The following is a 16813-nucleotide window of genomic DNA, read 5'->3' on the forward strand; positions in this document are numbered from 1 at the left end:
AGGATCAAAGGTCATGATGACCGTCGGGGCACGGTGAGCCACGCCCCTCGACCCCGGCTCACCGCGTCTGTCATCGCCCGCTCCGGGGGCTTGCAGGAGATCGGGTGTGTGTGCCAGTTTCGCCGCATGAAACGCACGGCCACACCCGATTCTCCTGCTCTTTTTGATCTTGCCTATACCGGCCCGGATTTTTCCTTCGAACTGGAGGCGAAAAAGAAGGGCCTGTGGCCCGTGGCGGGCACGGATGAGGCAGGCCGGGGACCTCTGGCCGGACCGGTGGTTGCGGCAGCTGTCATTCTCGATCCGGACAATATTCCCAAGGGGATGGACGATTCCAAGAAACTGACGAAGCAGAAGCGGGAAAGCCTGTTCGTGCAGATCATGGAAACCTCGATCGTATCCGTCGCCTCTTCCGGCCCCGGCCTGATCGACAGCATGAATATCCTGCGCGCCAGCCTCGACGCCATGCGCCGCGCCGTGCTCGGTCTCGAAATCTCCCCTGCCCTCGTGCTGGCCGACGGCCGCGACCGCCCGCCCGGTATTACCTGCGAAGCCAAAGCCGTCATCAAGGGCGATTCCCGCTCCCTCTCCATCGCCGCCGCCTCGATCATCGCCAAGGTGACCCGCGACAGGATGATGGAACGGGCCGGTGTGGTGCACACATCCTACGGCTTTGAAGGCCATGCCGGTTACGGAACGCCGGCCCATCTTCGCGCCATCGAAAGCCACGGCCCCTGCCCGCTGCACCGGATGAGCTTTCGGCCGCTGAAGCGGGATTGATCCTGGCGGCGAATGCAACTCGCAATTTTCGTTCGATCACCGCCTTCGCAATGCAAAATACATCGACACGGATAAAACCTTGAAGCGGGTGCAAGTCAGGACGTGGCTTGTCTGCGACAGGGAACAGCCCGTCTTTGCAGCATGACGCGCTGGCACCAGCCTCAGAACAGACGATCGGAAAATCGATCGATCTCCCACTTGGTGAGAAAATCGACCTGTCGCGGGATCCATCCGACAGAATTGCTTCCCCATTCGTGGGTTCGGCTTGCGTGTTCACCCATAAGCCATAGGTGACGAACCGTCACAAACCTCAGCGCCGCTTCGAAGTCGTCAGGCGATATCGGCCGAATTGCCCGATACCCATCCACGAAGGCGTGCCAGACGGTAATATGTTCCCGGCCAAAGGAGATTTGAGCCCAGAGGAAGACAGCGAGATCATAAGCGAGATATCCCGGGCCTCCATCATCAAAGTCGAAGAATACGGCTTCACCATCCTCATTGATACGAGAATTGAAACCGTGGCAATCTCCATGACAATATGTCCAAGTCAGATTACCGACCGCTTCGATCGCCGTTGCTGCGCGCTTGGCGATGTCTTGAAGATCAACGAGAACCTGCGCATCCTCCACAATTCCGCTGTCACGTATTCGGGCGAGAGGCCGATGCAACAAATGTTCGAGATCAAGCCGATATAGCGTTTCGCCAGTGGAAAATGTCTCTGCCGCGTTGTGCACAAGAGCAAGGGTCTTTCCGTTAGCCCGGCCATCACCAGCATCAGCGGCACGCACTTCACGCCCACCAAGCGCGTTAAAAAGCACGCCCTCGCGCGCACCTTCCAGCGCCTGGCCTCGAACGAAGAAAGCGCCGTCACGTGTCGGAATTGGCCCGGCGACCGGAACTCCTGATGTCGAAAGATGGGACAGAAATGCAGTTTCGCTTTTGACGTCGGCTGCGCCGCGGGCACGACGGTGGGAAAGCCGAAACACATAGCGCTCGTCGTCATTCACGGTGACCAGATAAACGTCATTAAATCCACGCTGAAGCAGCTTGCAGGAGACTGGTCGTTTTAGTTCGTAGTGCAGATTGATAAAATCTTCGATCGCTTCACTCTGTGGGGTAGAATATAGCGGATAAAAGTCGATCATTCGGCTATGTCCTGCGGAGCTTGATGAGGCTGTCTCAGCATCGCGACCTAGTCGCTTGCTCCGTAGAATAGGGAAATCTGCTGCTGCGGCAATAAGCGGACGCGCGATCGAATATAGCGTCGAGAAAGCCAAACCCTAAAGCTTGCCAATACCCGCCCTTTTTTAACCTGCTCCCCGCAGACTGAGCGTTTGTATGGGTGGCCACTAAAAGAACAGCATTTCGACGTCGGCGCTGTATTTCTAACCGATCCCCAGGACCCAAAATAAAAAACCCCTCGCGGCGGAAGCCGGAGGGGTTTTGAACAATACCGAGATAAATCTCAGTTCAGCTTCGACTTCACGTCGCCGATCGTGGCGGTGAAAAGCTTGGCCTTTGCGGCGGCTGTGGTCTTTTCGGCAATGAGCTTCTCGGAAGCGGCAATGGCGATATCCACGGCGGCGGCGCGGACGGCGCCGATGGCGTCTTCTTCGGCCTGCTTGATCTTCTGTTCCGAAAGGGCCGTACGGCGGGCGACGAATTCTTCCGTCTTCTGCTTGGCTTCTTCGGTGAGCGCTGCGGCCTCGCGTTCAGCGGCGGCAACGATGCCGGCGGCTTCCGCTTCGGCTTCCTTACGCTTGCGCTGATATTCGGCCAGCAGGTGCTGGGCCTCTTCACGCAGGCGCTTGGCTTCGGCCAGCTCGTCCTGGATGTTCTGCGCGCGCTCGTCCAGAGACCTGGAGAGCATGCCCGGAACCTTGAGATAGGCGATCAGGACGAAGAAAAGGACGAGACCGACGAGAGCGAAAAATGATGCATCAAATGCCATGTCAGGCTCCCTTCACGTTAGAAGCGGCAGCGATGGCGGCCTTGACGTCGGTGTCCTTGACCTTGGCGCCAACCAGCTGGTCGACGATCGCGGTCGCGGTTTCCTCGGCAATGGCGCCAACATCGGCGAAAGCCTGTTCCTTGATACCGGCAATGCGCTTTTCGGCGGCGGCGAGCTTTTCAGCAAGTCCGGCCTCAATGGCGGCGCGGTCGGCATCGGCCTTGGCCTTGGCGGCGTCACGTGCCGCGGAGCCGATCGAGCTTGCCTTGGCGCGGGCTGCCGCGAGTTCTTTTTCATAGGTTTCGACAGCAGCGTCAGCTTCGGTTTTCAACCGTGCCGCTTCGTCGAGATCCTGTGCGATGCGTCCGTGACGGTTTTCGAGAATGCCGCCGACGCGCGGAACGATGACCTTCTGCATGAGCAGGTAGAAAAGGCCGAACGTGATCGCCAGCCACAGGACCTGCGATGCATAAGTAGACTGGTCGAACGGCGGGAAAACGCCGGAAGCACCGTGTTCAGCGCCGTGCGCTACACCGGTTTCCGTGTGCGTGGCTTCCGGTTGCGGCTGGCCGACAGCCGGAGTTTCCGTATGCGTTTCACCTACGGTCGGTGCTGACTGGGCATAAGCCTCGGTCACGAACATGCTCACCTCCAGGGGGACTGCAAATGCGAAGGATCACGGCACGCCATTTGCGAGCCGTGATCCAGACCTGATGCCGTTATTAGACAGCGAACAGGAGAAGGAGAGCAACGAGCAGCGAGAAGATGCCCAGAGCTTCCGTAACGGCGAAGCCGAATACCAGACGGCCGAACTGGCTGTCGGCAGCAGAGGGGTTGCGCAGTGCGCCGGACAGGTAATCACCGAAGATACGGCCGAGTGCGAGGGACGTACCAGCCATGCCGAGGCATGCGAGACCTGCGCCGATGTACTTTGCTGCTTCCGCTTCCATGTGAGACTCCTTGAGATATTGGTTGTTGCGGCTGTTTTTGACACCCGTTTCCGGGGTCAGCGACTATACTTCTCAGTGACCACCATGCACGGCGTCGTTCAGGTACATGCAAGTCAGTACCGCGAAGACATAAGCCTGCAGGAAGGCAACGAGAAATTCGAGAGCGGTCATGGCGACCGTCATGATGAGAGGCAGCACGGCGCCGCCGACACCGAGCGCGCCGAGCGCGCTCATGGAGGCGACGAAGCCTGCGAAAACCTTGAGCGTGATGTGGCCGGCCAGCATGTTCGCAAAGAGACGAACGGAAAGGCTGATCGGACGCGACAGGAACGAGATCATTTCAATTGACGCGACAAGCGGCAAAAGCGCCTTCGGTACGCCCGAGGGGGCGAAGATGCCGAAGAAATGCAGGCCGTGCTTGTAGAAACCGTAAACGACGACCGTACCGATGACGAGGCAGGCGAGCGCGAAGGTGACGATGATCTGGCTGGTGACCGTGAAGAAATACGGGAACATGCCGAGAAGGTTCGCCGTCAGCACGAACATGAACAGCGAAAAGACGAATGGGAAGAAGACCATGCCCTTCTTGCCGGCGCCTTCGCGCAGCATGGAGGCGATGAATTCATAGGACATTTCAGCAACGGACTGCATGCGGGTCGGGATCAGACCGCGGTTCGACGTTGCGAAATAAAGGAAACCGGACGCTGCAGCCACGGTCGCAACCATGAAAAGCGACGCATTGGTGAAGGAAAAATCGACGCCGCCAATTTCGATCGGAATGATCGGCTGCACCAAGAACTGATGGGTCGGATCGTTTGCCACCGGCTGCCCTCTTTACCTGTCGCCGCGACTGCGCGGCATCTCAACTGCAAGAAAAAACAGCTTAAACGCCGCCTTTTCCACCCTCGTCTCGTCTGTCCGCCTTTTCCAGCAGCGGCGGCTTGGCCACCGCGCCGGTCGAGCGCAACACATTCAATACACCTGCGCAGAAACCGAGAAGAAGAAGAACGATCATCCCCCACGGCGTCGTGCCGGCAAAATAGTCCAGAAGATAACCCAGCATAGCGCCGACCACGATGGCCGAAATGAACTCCGATGAGAGCTTCACCGCCATCGCAAAACCCTTCCGGGTTTCCGCAGCGTTGGTCTCCGCCCTCACTTCCGCCTCATCCTCCGCCTTCACCTTTGCCAGTTCTTCGGCAAGGCGCTTGCGGCGCTCGTCCAGACTATCGTCACGGTTGCCAGTCATCTTAAAATCCCACCCATTTTCTCCGTTCCAGCCATGCCAGAACCCTTTGGAGTTGTAAACGGTGACGGATTAAGCCTGTTCCAGCCCGCTCTGAAGTCGCGCGCAACATAGTTTTAGGGGCTTCTCTAGTCAAGGCACTGGAGCCGCTTGTTGCAGCACAAATTAATCATTGAAAAACAATGACTTGATGCCAAATCGTCGTTTGGCGGCGATGTTTCGCGAGGGAATCGGCATTTTTGACACGCAAAATGCGACAAATTGGCGGTCGTATCAGCTCCAGCCGCCACCATAGGTACGGTAAAACACGTGCAGACCTATCCTGCCGACTTTCTTCATCGACTTACCCCAGGCGGGGCGGACATAAACGGCATGATAATGGGTGGCGGAACCCACCTCGTTCAGCCAGATCTTGCCGGCAGTCGTCGCCATGGCCACTTCGCGCGCCATTTTCCAATGGCGCTCGGAATTCACGCGGTCCTTGATATTGTCGCAGGCGAAGGAAAACTGGCAGCGGTTGCGCCAGTCCTTGTTCTGATAGACCACGCCGCAGATGGTTTTCGGATAAGCGGGGTTACGCACGCGGTTGAGGATGACCTGCGCCACCGCTGCCTGGCCCTTGACCGATTCTCCGCGCGCCTCGAAATAGATGCCGGATGCCAGGCATTGCTGTTCGGCAGCGGAAAACACCTCGGCCGGCAGCGGGGTCGCCGCCCAGGCATGGTCTTCCGGGCTGATCTGCGGCACGAAACGTCCGGCCTCCGGCTTCTTAAGAATGGCGTCGAAAGGCGACTCGCGGGCAAAATCCGGTGCGGCCGGCGCGTAAGCCGTGGCGAGAATGTCCGGAGTGCGGTTGGTGACGAGTTCGGCGAGCATGGGTGAGACGCTCTTATCCACCTTCTTTTCGTCACGGCGGAAATAGAAGGAAGCGAGTTCAACATCCTTGCCGCGTTTCGGCTTGACGAAAGCCGTGCGATCCTTGCGCTTCAGCGGCTCTATATCCAGCATGCTGGTGCGCTGCAGAACGGAACCGGCGGTGAAGGCCTTCGGCGGCTGCATGATTTCGGTTGCAACGATACGGCTCTTCTTGGCGGCGCGGTTGACACGCTCGCTGTCCGGCGTTGTGGCCTCACCTTTCTTGTTGGTGACGAAGGCGACCTTGCGGCCGTCAGGCAGGGTCATGCCGCTGCCATGCAGCGCCGCCTCGCCTGCCGCATCATTAAAAGTGAGTGAGGCATTGTGCACCGAACCGGCCGGAGACGCGGTCAGCACCATGCGCCATTGCTCGCCACCATTGTCCAGCCCGGCCAGCAGCGAGGCCAGATCGGCACGTGCAGCGAGGGAGGGAAAGACGAGCCAGGCGGCAAGGCCGAAGACGACCGGTGAGGCCCATCTGGACGTCCATGCCTGAAGGGACGCGGAGGACCGACGACGCATTACACTTTTCGAACGCAAAACCAGCACTCCGAACACCGACAACCATATTTGCTACAGGTGTTCGAGAATCTCTTATTAACCTTGATGCTTGGTTAACGGCGCGCGCGGACGCGGCTTCACGTTAATGTGTAACCATCTTCTAATGCGCGCGGCGTGGAGTCGCGTTTGCATGTGCCGATCACAACTGTCCCGCAGGGCATCTCCACATCCGTCATTCCGGCCTCGAGCCAGAATCCAGCCGACGCGCGTCGGCGCGGCGTAAAGACTCCTTTCAGCCCAAGGACTTGGGCTGGCTGGATACCGGCTCAAGGCCGGTATGACGAAAAGAAGGAGACCGCTCAGCTACATTGAGGGCATGCCCACTTCATCAGACGACGACGTGAGAACCCAGTTCCACCACGCGGTTGGCCGGAAGGCGGAAATAGTCCGAAGGGTCGGCCGCCGTTTCGGCAAGCGCGATGAACAGGCGGTTCTGCCAGCCCGGCATGCCCGATTTCGGATCCGGCACCAGCTTGCGGCGGCCGAGATAGAACGAGGTGGACATGATGTCGAACTTGTAGCCGGTGCGCCTCAGATAACCCAGCGCCTGGGTGACGTTCTGGGTTTCCATGAAGCCGAAATGCAGTTCCACCACCGCGAAACGATCACTGAGTTTCGTCAGCGTGTACCTGTTCTCCGGTCGAACGCGGGGCTGGTCTTCAGTACGGATCGTCAGGATGACGTTCTTGTCGTGAAGGACGTGGTTATGCTTGAGATTGTGCAGCAATGCCGCCGGCGCAGCTTCCGGATCGCCGGTCAGGAAAATCGCGGTGCCGGGCACACGCACCGGCGCATGGGCGCTTTCCTTTTCCACCGAGGCGACGAAAGCCTTCAGCGGCACGTCGCTGCGGCGGGTCTTGGCAAAGAGAATCTTCGAACCGCGCTGCCAGGTGGTCATGATGATGGTGAAGGCGATCGCCAGCATGACCGGCACGTAACCGCCATCGTGAATCTTGAGCAGGTTGGCGCCAAGGAACACCAGTTCCAGCAGCAGCAGCGGTGCCAGCACGGCAAGCGCCAGCCAGACCGACCATTGCCAGCGCTTGCGCACGAATTCGAAGAACATCAGGCTGGTGACGACCATCGCGCCGGTGACGGAAATGCCATAGGCGGTGGCCAGCGCATCGGAACTTTTGAAGGTGAGCACCAGCGCGACGACGCCGAACAGCAGGATGGTGTTGACGGCCGGCAGGTAGATCTGTCCCGTATTGGTTTCCGAGGTGAAGAGGATTTCCATACGCGGCAGGTAACCGAGGTGGATGGCCTGGCGCACCAGCGAAAACGCACCTGTGATGACCGCCTGGCTGGCGATGATGGTGGCGGCGGTCGCCAGAATGACGGCCGGCAGGATCGCCCATTGCGGGAACATCAGGTAAAACGGATTGGACATCGCCGCCGGGTCTTTCAGAACCAGCGCGCCCTGCCCGAGATAATTCAGCGTCAAAGCCGGAAACACCAGACAGAACCATGCCCACTGGATGGGACGGCGGCCGAAATGGCCAAGATCGGCATAAAGCGCCTCAGCACCCGTGATTGTCAGGAAAACCGCGCCAAGCACGACGATGCCGTAAAAGCCTTCATTGGCCAGAAATTCAACGGCGTGCCATGGGTTGAAGGCAAAGAGAATGCTGAAATCGTCGGCGATGTGGAAAAGGCCCGCCAGCCCCATGACGATGAACCATAGGGCGGTGATCGGCCCGAAGAATTTCGCCACCGTTCCCGTTCCATGCGACTGGATGGCAAAGAGGCCTATCAGGATACCGACGGAAATCGGAATGATGAAGGCGTCCAGTTCCGGCGTGACGAGCTTCAGGCCTTCCACCGCGGACAGCACGGAAAGTGCCGGCGTGATCATGGCGTCGCCGAGGAACAGCGCCGCACCGATGAGGCCGAGCACGATGAGAACGCTACGGTGGGTGCCCGCCGTCTTCATCAGCAACGCCAGAAGCGACAGCGTGCCGCCCTCGCCGTCATTGTCGGCGCGCAAAAGCAGGGTGATGTATTTAAATGTCACGATGATCGTCAAAGACCAGATCATCAGGGAAATGAGGCCGATGACCTCATTTTCGGTGACACCGTCATAGGCGATCGGCCGCAGCGCTTCGCGGAAGGCGTAAAGCGGACTGGTGCCGATATCGCCATAAACGACACCGATGGAACCAAGGATCGCGGCATATAGCCCCTTGTTCTGATGCTTGTCGTCCGCATCCGGTTTCTCTGCGACGTCCTTGTCGACGATTTGGGACATGATGATCCTGGCTCCTTAGAGCCAGCCCTTCCAACGAAAAAAGAGAAACGGAATGATGGCGGACATCAGCATGATGACGAGCGCGAGCGGATAACCAAATGTCCAGTTCAACTCCGGCATGAGCTGAAAGTTCATTCCGTAAACCGAGGCCACCAGGGTCGGCGGCAAAAACACCACCGAGGCAATCGAGAAAATCTTGATGATGCCGTTCTGCTCGATGTTGATAATACCAAGAGAAGCGTCGAGCAGGAACGTCAGATTGCCGGAAACGAAGGAAGCATGTTCGTTCAGCGACTGAATATCGCGCCCGATCGACTTGCCCTGCTCTCTCGCACCCTTGTCCTCGCGAACCTGGTCGCTGGTGGACAGAAAGGTCTGGAGGCGCGCCAGCGATGCGAGGCTCACGCGGACCTTCGAGATCAGCCGGTGATAGGCGGCGATGTTGGTCAGACGATCTTCGAGATAACGCGGCGCCTTGCGTTTGGAGCGAGCCTGGCTGCCAAGAATGTCGGCGGCGAGATTGTCGATGCCGGTGACCGAATTTTCGAGAATCTCCGCCGTGCGGTCAACGATGGTTTCGAGCAGCTTCAGAAGCAGCGCCGTGCCGCTGCGCATCTCGTGCGGCACGCGGGTGATGGCCGCGATGAAGAGGTGGAAGGATTTCGGCTCGGCATAACGGATTGTTACAAGGCGTTTGCCGGCAAGAATGAAAGCGACGTCCGTGAGGCGCGGATCGTCCGAATCCGCCTTCCACACCAGAGACCCGGTCATGAAGACATTGCCGTCTTCCATGTAAAGACGGCTGGAGGGCTCGATATCCTTCAAATCCTCGCGCGTGGGCAGATCAAGCCCCAGCAGCTTTTCCACATGATGCTCTTCGGCCCTGTCCGGATTGACGAGATCGATCCAGACGATGTCGTCGGGAATCTGTTCGGAGCCGTCGTCTGGCGACAGGCTGATCGCCTCGCAATTGGCGCGATAGGCTTTTATCAATCCGTTTCTCCGCTCCACATCGCAGGCTTCAGCCGCAATGCTGCTTAACATATCCTGTTCAAGGTCGGCAAACCTTTGGACGACACTTCAGGGAACGCTGGAACAGGCGGGATTTTCACATCTCGCCAGCCCGACGGACCAAGAGCCAAACGGCGCAGGCGTATGCTCCCAAAGCGAGAAGCAATCAAGCAATATTTTTTCGCGACAGCCTTGCAGGCAAAGCATCTCTGGAGAAAAACCACAGAGAGCTTTTCCTATAAAGCCGATTAATCTTTTGTATTTAAAACATATTCTTTCCGTCCCGCCACCGGGCCGGCTCGTTGCCCGCTATTCGAAAACAATTTTCGGCGCCGGTTTTCTTTCATCCGCACCGATGCGCGCCCAGACCTTTTTCGCGATATCGCGGTAGATCGCGGCCTGCGGGCCGTCCGGTTCGGCGGCAACGACCGGGGTTCCGGCGTCCGACATTTCGCGGATGGAGATGGTGAGCGGCACTTCGCCGAGGAACGGCACGCCGATCCTTTCCGCCTCCGCCTTTGCCCCGCCATGGCCGAAAATATCGTAACGCGCTCCCGTATCGGGCGCGATGAAATAGCTCATATTCTCGATGACGCCGAGCAGTGGAACTTCCACCTTGCGGAACATGGTGATGCCCTTGCGCGCATCGATCAGCGCCAGATCCTGCGGCGTGGAAACAATGACGGCGCCGGCGAGCGGCACCTGCTGGGCGATGGTGAGCTGCGCATCACCCGTGCCGGGCGGCATGTCCAGCACCAGCACATCCAGTTCGCCCCAGGCGACCTCACGCAGCATCTGCATCAATGCGGACTGCACCATCGGCCCGCGCCAGATCATCGCCGCTTCCTCATCCACCAGGAAGCCCATGGACATGACCTTCAGCCCGTAATTCTCCATGGGGACGATGATACGGTCTTCCTGCTGCTGCGGGCGGCCGGAAATCTTGAGGAGGCGAGGCAGCGAAGGACCGTAAATATCGGCATCGAGCATGCCGACCCTGAGGCCGAGCGCCTGGAGGCCAAGTGCCAGATTAACAGCGGTCGTCGACTTGCCGACCCCGCCCTTGCCCGAGGCGACCGCGATGATGGCGCCCACACCCGGAACGCCGACCTTGGAAGAGCGTGGCTGTGCCGCCGGGCGACCGGTTGCCGCAGCGGGCCGTGCCGGCTGTTCTGCGCCGGGCTTGCGGTCCGCGGTCAGCGCCACCACCGCACCGACAATTCCCGGGACATTTTTGGCAGCCGTTTCCGCCGAAAGCCTCAACGGCTCCATGTCCGCGGCCCTGTCGGCGGGAACGGTAATCGAAAAATAGGCTTTCCCATCGGCAATGAAGATTTCAGAGACCATGCCAAGCGCCACGATGCTTTTATCGCTGCCGGGATAGATGACGGCTTCCAAAGCCTTTTCGACCTGGTTCTTGCTGACCTCTGCCATAGTTTTACTCCGCTACATCATCCTACCGGATATGGGCTCAATTCCGCGCCATCCATAGACAAGGCGGAGCGCTTCGCCAATGCTAAAGAACATCGGGCGGCCAATCGCGACGATTTAACGTCCCGGTTTCAGATTTCGTCGTCCATATCGAGCGTTTCCGGGTCGAAAACACGGCCATCGAAAAAACAGTCGGGGCCGAGCACGAGGCCCGTGCGCGACGCGCCGACATGGACCGGCTCCCGCAACGTCCCCTCCAGCTTGAGGTTCGCGCCCGGCACCGGCACGAAAAGCGGTTTCATGGCCTTGCGGAAAATATCCGGCCTGTAGGCATTGCGCGCGGCCTCCACCACGGCCGCATCGAAGCGGCGATCGGCGGGAACCTCGCCCCAGCGCAACATCTGGCTGAAGAACCACAGCGCCTGGCTCTGCCAGGGAAAATTGGCAGCCTTGGCATTCGTGACGAAAAATTCCGGATAACGCTGCATGTCCCGCAGCGAAGTGGAAATATACCCCGTCAGTGCCGGAAGCAGGAATTCACCGTTTGCGCCGATATAATGGGGAGCGGCGAGAATACCGGTGAGTTCCTCGATATTGGCGGGATTGGCGCACCATTCACCGGCACGGTAAAGCGCCCGCAGCAGCCCTTCCAGCAGGGTGGCGTTCGCCTCCGCCCAGGGCCGTCTCGTGGCGAGAATTTTTTCCGGGGCATTGTGCCAGATCAGCGCTCCGGTCGTAACGATCCGCCCGGCACCACCCAGCACCAGGGCGCTGCCCGCCGGTTCGGCCGTACAGAGCGCGTCAACCTTGCCGCTTTCCAGGAGCCCGGGCATTGCCTTGGGCAGGGCTTCGACAATTTCCATATCCCGGCCGAGCAGCACGCCGCAGCTTCCGAGCAGATATCGAAGGGTATAAAACGGCGTAGAGATGATATCCTCGACCGCGAATACAGGCGGGTTTCCACCGGAGGCCCGGCGCGCGGCGCAGACACGGGCCATGGCTCGCCCGAAAGCGGCCGGATCCGGCAGCTTCAGACCTTCACGGTAAAGCTCATCATAAAATTCGTGCGAAACAGTCGTTGCCGATCCGCCAAGGGAGAGCGTGAAAACACCGATAATATTGCCCGGCAGATCATCGAGACCAACCGCGGAACCGACCGGAACCGGAGCGGGCAGATGGGCGACCTGAACCTCATCTCCGTCAAGCGCGGCAAGCACGGAGCGCGCGGATTGCTTTCGAACGAGTTGCAGTTCTATGCCTTCATCGGCAGCGAAACCTTTTTCGGCAGCGGCTACCAGCACGGCGCAGTCGACAGTCGGAGAAAATCCCGCTTTTACCTTATGCCGCTCCGGCAAACGATTTCTCCTTTCCGGTGATTCGAAAGAAGGATCGCCCAGGAACCCGTTTATCACAATGATAAAATTGTGATTTCGCTATTTAATCAAGCCAACCCGCAGGGCCTTGGCAACGGCCTGGGTGCGGTTGACCGTGTCGAGTTTTTTCGTCGCACGGTTCAGGTAATGATTGATGGTATGTTCCGACAACATCATGATTTCAGCGATTTCGGCGCTTGTCTTGCCGGCGGCCGTCCAGTTCAGACAGTCGATCTCGCGCTCGCTCAATGTTTCGGGAACGCGCAGGTCAAGACGGCGGATTTCAGATAGCCGGGCAAAGACATGGCTGGAAATGTAGAAAAGTTCCGCCAGCCGGCTGACCGGCAGAACCGTCTTGTTGCCGGAGAAGGACACCGCACCCCGTGTCGTCGTGATGTCGTGAACGGGAAACCACACCGAATTGACCATTTCAAATCGTTCGAAGAGACCGATAACGGGCTTTTTCGCGAGATGCTCTTCGCCTTTGACCAAAAAATCCATGGACACGGAAAAGGGGGCGGTCGATTTCTTCAACTGCGCCATGACCCGGCTGCTCTGCAACATGCCCTCTTCATCGTAACGCTGCAAAAGCTCGGCCGGCCAGCTTGTAATGATGGTATATTGCGACAGCTCGCTCGCCATTTCGGACGACAGGTCAAGAACCATGAAGGCCTTGAATTCCCAAGCTTCCGTCAGCCGCTTCAAAAACCGGAATATGTCGAATTGGGTGTTCAGATCGGCGATCTCGCGAACGCAATCAACACCAATCGACTGAACGGCGGCCGTCTCTGTTTTCTGCATGAAAGCTGTTCTTCGAGAATGAGAAAATGCCGCCGCAAAGAACCCCCTTTGCCCGGAATTGCGGATGTTACTCACCAAAATGATTCATGCAAACAAAAGTTGAAAACTTAATTCAGAATAATCGAAAATAAGATTCAACCGTCGCAAACCCGCCCTCCACCAGCGTTTCGGACGCAGGTTTTCTTCAACCATCCGCAACCGGGGATAATCTGCAGGCAAGTTCCGCCGCGATTTTATCCGCGGTTTCGCGCACCAGCGGCCCCCATTTGCGAAGCTGTTTCAGATCAACGCGATAGGCGGGACCGGTGACGGAAATCGCCGCGTAAAAATTGCGCCCGGGTGCGCGCACAGGCGCGGCAACACAATGAATTCCGACCTCATGTTCCTGCAGGTCGAAACCATAACCGTTTTTGCGAATAGCCGAGACATCCTCGATCAACGCCTCGGGGGTTATCAGCGTGTTTTGCGTGAAGCGATGGAAGTCCAGCCCCGCGGCGAGTTCCACCAGATCGGCGGCCGGGAGCAGGGAAAGCGCTGCCTTGCCAACGCCAGTGCAATAGGCTGGCGACGTCTTGCCGACCTGCGAATGCATGCGCAGACTTTGCTTACCCTCCATCTTGTCGAGATAGGTGACCTGGCCGCCGTTCAAGACGGCGAGATGCACGGATTCCTGCGTCGCATCCTGCAACGCCGCCAGATGCGGGGCGGCAACGCTGCGCAGATCGTTGCCGCTCCAGGCTTTCGCCGCCAATTGCAGCAGCCTCAGACCCACGGCATAGGTCTGGTCAGCGGCATGGTCAATCAGGCCTTCGGCAATCAAATGGGCAAGCTGACGGTGAACGGTGCCGCGCGGCTGGCCGCAAGCCTCGACCACATCGGTAAAGCGCATCGGTTTTTCGGCGAAGGCGATGAGTTCCAGAAGCGAAACCGCCTTTCCGAGCGTGCCGGTCACGGTTTCCGTTTTTTGCGCCCGACCCGGAACGGCCTCATGCTTTTGATCATCAGGCTTTCTAGGATTGGGCTTTTTAAGATCGGGCATGGCAACATCCATCGTCATCTGTCTTGACATAAGCGTGACGCCAAGAGAATAATTCCATTTAGTAAAATCTAGTTCCATATAATGGAACAATCAAGCCCTCAATGGACGAGACGATGCCGATGATGCAAGCCCATTTCCCTGACCTCAAGGACGCCGGCGTGCTTGTCACGGGCGGCGGCTCCGGCATCGGCGCATCGCTGGTGGAGGCCTTTGCCATGCAGGGGGCGAAGGTCGCCTTCATCGACATCGCGGAAGAGCCCAGCCTCGCGCTTGTCCAGCGGCTGTCGGCAACGGCGCCTCACCCGGTCCATTTTTTCAAGACCGACCTCAGCGACATTCCTGCGATCGGGCGGACGGTGGAGGCGGCGGCGTCCGCCACCGGCGGCATCAAGGTGCTGGTGAACAATGCCGCATGGGACGACCGCCATGACATCGACACCGTGACGGAAGCCTATTGGGACGCCAATCAGGCGGTTAATCTCAAGCAGATGTTCTTCACGGTCCAGGCAGCGTTGCCGCATCTGCGGCAGGCAAAAGACGCGTCCATCGTCAATTTTTCCTCGATCTCGTTCCTGCTGAACATGGGCGATCTTCCCTCCTATGCGGCGGCCAAGGCCGGGATCATCGGCCTGACGAAAAGCCTTGCCGGCAGGCTGGGGCCGGAAAACATCCGCGTCAACACGCTGCTGCCGGGCATGATCGTGACGGAGCGGCAGAAGGAACTGTGGCTGACGGATGACGGGATTGCCGCAACCACGGCACGGCAATGTCTCAAGCGCACGCTCATTGCCGCCGATCTGACGGGGCCGTGCCTGTTTCTCGCATCATCGGCATCGAGCGCCATCACGGCGCAATCCATAATCGTAGACGGAGGCCTGTTATAATGTCTGAACCCGCTTTTATCGCCGTCGACTGGGGCACGACCAGTTTCCGGCTGTGGCTGCTCAGCCGGTCAGGCGCGGTGCTGAATGAGCGCAGAAGTGCGGAAGGCATGACGACAGCCATGCGCACCGGCTTTGCCGATGTGCTGCAATCGCATCTCGACGCCATCGGCGCGCCGGAAAACCTGCCGGTTCTCGTCTGCGGCATGGCGGGTGCGCGGCAGGGCTGGGTAGAGGCTGGCTATATCGACGTGCCGGCATCGCTTTCTGCGGTTCTCGAAGGTGCGGTCCGCGTGCCGGGTCAGGCGCGGGATGTCCGTATTCTGCCGGGGCTGGCGCAGCGGGATAAAAACGCGCCTGATGTGATGCGCGGCGAGGAAACGCAACTGCTCGGCGCACTTGCTTCCGCCGATGCCGGCGAAAAGCTGGTCTGCATGCCCGGCACGCATTCCAAATGGGTGACGGTCAAGGGCGGCGACGTTACCGGCTTTGCCACGTTCATGACCGGCGAGCTCTTCGAGGTCATCTCCAAGCAGACGATCCTTTCCCATGCGGTGGCCGAGGCCGAAGCCTTTAATGGCGAACACGAGACCTTCAAGGCGGCCGTGCGCGACATCTACGCCAATCCGCAGCTGGCGACCAACCGCCTGTTCACCCTGCGCTCCGGGCAATTGCTGCATGGTCTTGGCGCAACCGATGCCAAGGCCAAGCTTTCCGGCACCATGATCGGGCTGGAAATTGCCGGCGCGCATTCCACCGCAAGCCGGGATACGCCGGTGGTGCTGATCGGCTCCGGCCCGCTTGGCACGCTTTACGAGGGTGCATTCGCGGCCCTGGACATTCAATATACGGTCATCGATGCAGACGAGGCCGTGCGGCGCGGGTTGCTGGCCGCTGCAAATGCCATTTGGGCCTAAATCATATAGTGTGAGCGGAATTTCTCGCGAAAACCGCTCGCACTTGTCGCCATTCCGCTTCAGGACGAAAGAAACACCATGCGTATCCCCTTCCCTTCCATAAAATATCCGCTGATCGCCATTCTGCGCGGTCTGAAACCCGAAGAAACCGAAGGCGTCGTCGGCGCGCTGATCGAGACCGGCTTCCGCGCCATCGAAATCCCGCTCAATTCGCCCGATCCGTTCCGTTCGATCGAGATCGCCGCGAAGATGGCGCCCGCCGATTGCCTGATCGGCGCAGGCACCGTGCTGAGTGTGGAAGACGTGGAATCGCTTGATTCGGCCGGCGGCAAGCTGATGGTCAGCCCCAATGCCGATGCCGACGTGATTGTCGCCGCGCGCGTCAAGGGCATGGTGACAATGCCGGGCGTTCTGACGCCCACCGAGGCGCTGGTTGCGGCAAAGGCCGGGGCGACGGGGCTGAAATTCTTCCCCGCCAGCATCATCGGCCCCGCCGGCATCAATGCGATCAGGACAATCCTGCCGAAGGATCTGGTCATTGCCGCCGTCGGTGGCGTGTCGGACAAGAATTTCAGCGAATATACCAAGGCCGGCATCCTTGCTTTCGGGCTTGGAACCAGTCTCTACAAGCCCGGCATGACGGCGGCGGAGGTTCGGGAACGTGCCACCGTCACGCTTTCTGCCTATGACGCCGCAATCGGAGGATAAG

17 protein-coding genes are annotated in these 16813 nt (G+C 59.0%); 4 read left to right on the forward strand and 13 right to left on the reverse strand.

Features of this window, described 5'->3' with window-relative positions; translation table 11 throughout:
* Nucleotides 1-126: 126 nt before the first annotated feature.
* Complete coding sequence (gene rnhB, locus AC1ROR_RS09650) at nt 127-780, forward strand: ribonuclease HII (protein ID WP_498589590.1); 654 nt, start codon at nt 127-129, stop codon at nt 778-780.
* 161 nt (nt 781-941) lie between these two features.
* Here the strand turns inward: rnhB and AC1ROR_RS09655 are convergent, their stop codons facing one another.
* The 13 genes from AC1ROR_RS09655 to AC1ROR_RS09715 form a co-directional block, all read right to left on the reverse strand.
* A complete protein-coding gene (locus AC1ROR_RS09655) occupies nt 942-1925 on the reverse strand; it encodes a phosphotransferase enzyme family protein (protein WP_498589279.1) in 984 nt (327 codons plus the stop codon).
* A gap of 320 nt (nt 1926-2245) precedes the next feature.
* Entirely contained in the window at nt 2246-2731 is a 486-nt protein-coding gene (locus tag AC1ROR_RS09660; RefSeq protein ID WP_035218656.1) for a F0F1 ATP synthase subunit B, read from the reverse strand.
* Between the two features lies 1 nt (nt 2732).
* Nucleotides 2733-3374 (reverse strand): F0F1 ATP synthase subunit B, encoded by a 642-nt coding sequence (locus AC1ROR_RS09665; RefSeq protein ID WP_035218658.1) that lies wholly within the window; start codon nt 3372-3374, stop codon nt 2733-2735.
* Nucleotides 3375-3453: 79 nt separating this feature from the next.
* On the reverse strand, nt 3454-3681 hold the full coding sequence (locus tag AC1ROR_RS09670) for a F0F1 ATP synthase subunit C (protein ID WP_003494147.1): 228 nt from the start codon (nt 3679-3681) through the stop codon (nt 3454-3456).
* 72 nt (nt 3682-3753) lie between these two features.
* Nucleotides 3754-4503: a F0F1 ATP synthase subunit A gene (locus AC1ROR_RS09675; protein WP_004440258.1), complete on the reverse strand. Its 750-nt coding sequence runs from the start codon at nt 4501-4503 to the stop codon at nt 3754-3756.
* 61 nt (nt 4504-4564) lie between these two features.
* A complete protein-coding gene (locus tag AC1ROR_RS09680; protein ID WP_035218662.1) occupies nt 4565-4930 on the reverse strand; it encodes an AtpZ/AtpI family protein in 366 nt (121 codons plus the stop codon).
* A 270-nt stretch (nt 4931-5200) separates the two neighbouring features.
* On the reverse strand, nt 5201-6364 hold the full coding sequence (locus AC1ROR_RS09685) for a cell wall hydrolase (RefSeq protein ID WP_498589280.1): 1164 nt from the start codon (nt 6362-6364) through the stop codon (nt 5201-5203).
* 367 nt (nt 6365-6731) lie between these two features.
* Nucleotides 6732-8651: a potassium transporter Kup gene (locus AC1ROR_RS09690; protein WP_035218668.1), complete on the reverse strand. Its 1920-nt coding sequence runs from the start codon at nt 8649-8651 to the stop codon at nt 6732-6734.
* Between the two features lie 15 nt (nt 8652-8666).
* The gene (locus tag AC1ROR_RS09695; protein ID WP_035218671.1) at nt 8667-9644 is read right to left on the reverse strand and encodes a magnesium transporter CorA family protein; all 978 of its coding nucleotides are present in this window, start codon (nt 9642-9644) and stop codon (nt 8667-8669) included.
* 327 nt (nt 9645-9971) lie between these two features.
* Nucleotides 9972-11096: an Mrp/NBP35 family ATP-binding protein gene (locus tag AC1ROR_RS09700; protein WP_498589281.1), complete on the reverse strand. Its 1125-nt coding sequence runs from the start codon at nt 11094-11096 to the stop codon at nt 9972-9974.
* A gap of 128 nt (nt 11097-11224) precedes the next feature.
* Nucleotides 11225-12448, reverse strand: a complete 1224-nt coding sequence (locus tag AC1ROR_RS09705; protein WP_498589282.1) for a CmpA/NrtA family ABC transporter substrate-binding protein — start codon at nt 12446-12448, stop codon at nt 11225-11227.
* 78 nt (nt 12449-12526) lie between these two features.
* Nucleotides 12527-13267, reverse strand: a complete 741-nt coding sequence (locus AC1ROR_RS09710; RefSeq protein WP_035218676.1) for a helix-turn-helix transcriptional regulator — start codon at nt 13265-13267, stop codon at nt 12527-12529.
* 184 nt (nt 13268-13451) lie between these two features.
* Complete coding sequence (locus AC1ROR_RS09715) at nt 13452-14336, reverse strand: IclR family transcriptional regulator (protein WP_498589283.1); 885 nt, start codon at nt 14334-14336, stop codon at nt 13452-13454.
* A gap of 71 nt (nt 14337-14407) precedes the next feature.
* Between AC1ROR_RS09715 and AC1ROR_RS09720 the strand changes: the two genes are divergently transcribed.
* From AC1ROR_RS09720 to AC1ROR_RS09730, 3 genes are all read left to right on the forward strand, one after another.
* A complete protein-coding gene (locus tag AC1ROR_RS09720; protein ID WP_498589284.1) occupies nt 14408-15190 on the forward strand; it encodes an SDR family NAD(P)-dependent oxidoreductase in 783 nt (260 codons plus the stop codon).
* Nucleotides 15190-16104 carry a 2-dehydro-3-deoxygalactonokinase gene (locus tag AC1ROR_RS09725; protein ID WP_498589285.1) on the forward strand — a complete coding sequence of 305 codons (915 nt, stop codon included), beginning with the start codon at nt 15190-15192 and terminating at the stop codon, nt 16102-16104. Before AC1ROR_RS09720 ends, AC1ROR_RS09725 begins: the two co-directional genes overlap by 1 nt.
* Nucleotides 16105-16182: 78 nt before the next feature.
* Nucleotides 16183-16812 (forward strand): 2-dehydro-3-deoxy-6-phosphogalactonate aldolase, encoded by a 630-nt coding sequence (locus AC1ROR_RS09730; protein WP_498589286.1) that lies wholly within the window; start codon nt 16183-16185, stop codon nt 16810-16812.
* Nucleotide 16813 lies beyond the last annotated feature (1 nt).

The sequence above is a fragment of the Agrobacterium sp. GW821-FHT14E08 genome, assembly GCF_058803865.1.

What these genes read in the sequence shown, in the direction of transcription:
- rnhB (WP_498589590.1), top strand. Translation starts at nt 127, where the DNA reads ATGAAACGCACGGCCACACCCGATTCTCCTGCTCTTTTTGATCTTGCC.
- AC1ROR_RS09655 (WP_498589279.1), bottom strand. Translation starts at nt 1,925, where the DNA reads ATGATCGACTTTTATCCGCTATATTCTACCCCACAGAGTGAAGCGATC.
- AC1ROR_RS09660 (WP_035218656.1), bottom strand. Translation starts at nt 2,731, where the DNA reads ATGGCATTTGATGCATCATTTTTCGCTCTCGTCGGTCTCGTCCTTTTC.
- AC1ROR_RS09665 (WP_035218658.1), bottom strand. Translation starts at nt 3,374, where the DNA reads ATGTTCGTGACCGAGGCTTATGCCCAGTCAGCACCGACCGTAGGTGAA.
- AC1ROR_RS09670 (WP_003494147.1), bottom strand. Translation starts at nt 3,681, where the DNA reads ATGGAAGCGGAAGCAGCAAAGTACATCGGCGCAGGTCTCGCATGCCTC.
- AC1ROR_RS09680 (WP_035218662.1), bottom strand. Translation starts at nt 4,930, where the DNA reads ATGACTGGCAACCGTGACGATAGTCTGGACGAGCGCCGCAAGCGCCTT.
- AC1ROR_RS09685 (WP_498589280.1), bottom strand. Translation starts at nt 6,364, where the DNA reads ATGCGTCGTCGGTCCTCCGCGTCCCTTCAGGCATGGACGTCCAGATGG.
- AC1ROR_RS09690 (WP_035218668.1), bottom strand. Translation starts at nt 8,651, where the DNA reads ATGTCCCAAATCGTCGACAAGGACGTCGCAGAGAAACCGGATGCGGAC.
- AC1ROR_RS09700 (WP_498589281.1), bottom strand. Translation starts at nt 11,096, where the DNA reads ATGGCAGAGGTCAGCAAGAACCAGGTCGAAAAGGCTTTGGAAGCCGTC.
- AC1ROR_RS09710 (WP_035218676.1), bottom strand. Translation starts at nt 13,267, where the DNA reads ATGCAGAAAACAGAGACGGCCGCCGTTCAGTCGATTGGTGTTGATTGC.
- AC1ROR_RS09715 (WP_498589283.1), bottom strand. Translation starts at nt 14,336, where the DNA reads ATGTCAAGACAGATGACGATGGATGTTGCCATGCCCGATCTTAAAAAG.
- AC1ROR_RS09720 (WP_498589284.1), top strand. Translation starts at nt 14,408, where the DNA reads ATGGACGAGACGATGCCGATGATGCAAGCCCATTTCCCTGACCTCAAG.
- AC1ROR_RS09725 (WP_498589285.1), top strand. Translation starts at nt 15,190, where the DNA reads ATGTCTGAACCCGCTTTTATCGCCGTCGACTGGGGCACGACCAGTTTC.
- AC1ROR_RS09730 (WP_498589286.1), top strand. Translation starts at nt 16,183, where the DNA reads ATGCGTATCCCCTTCCCTTCCATAAAATATCCGCTGATCGCCATTCTG.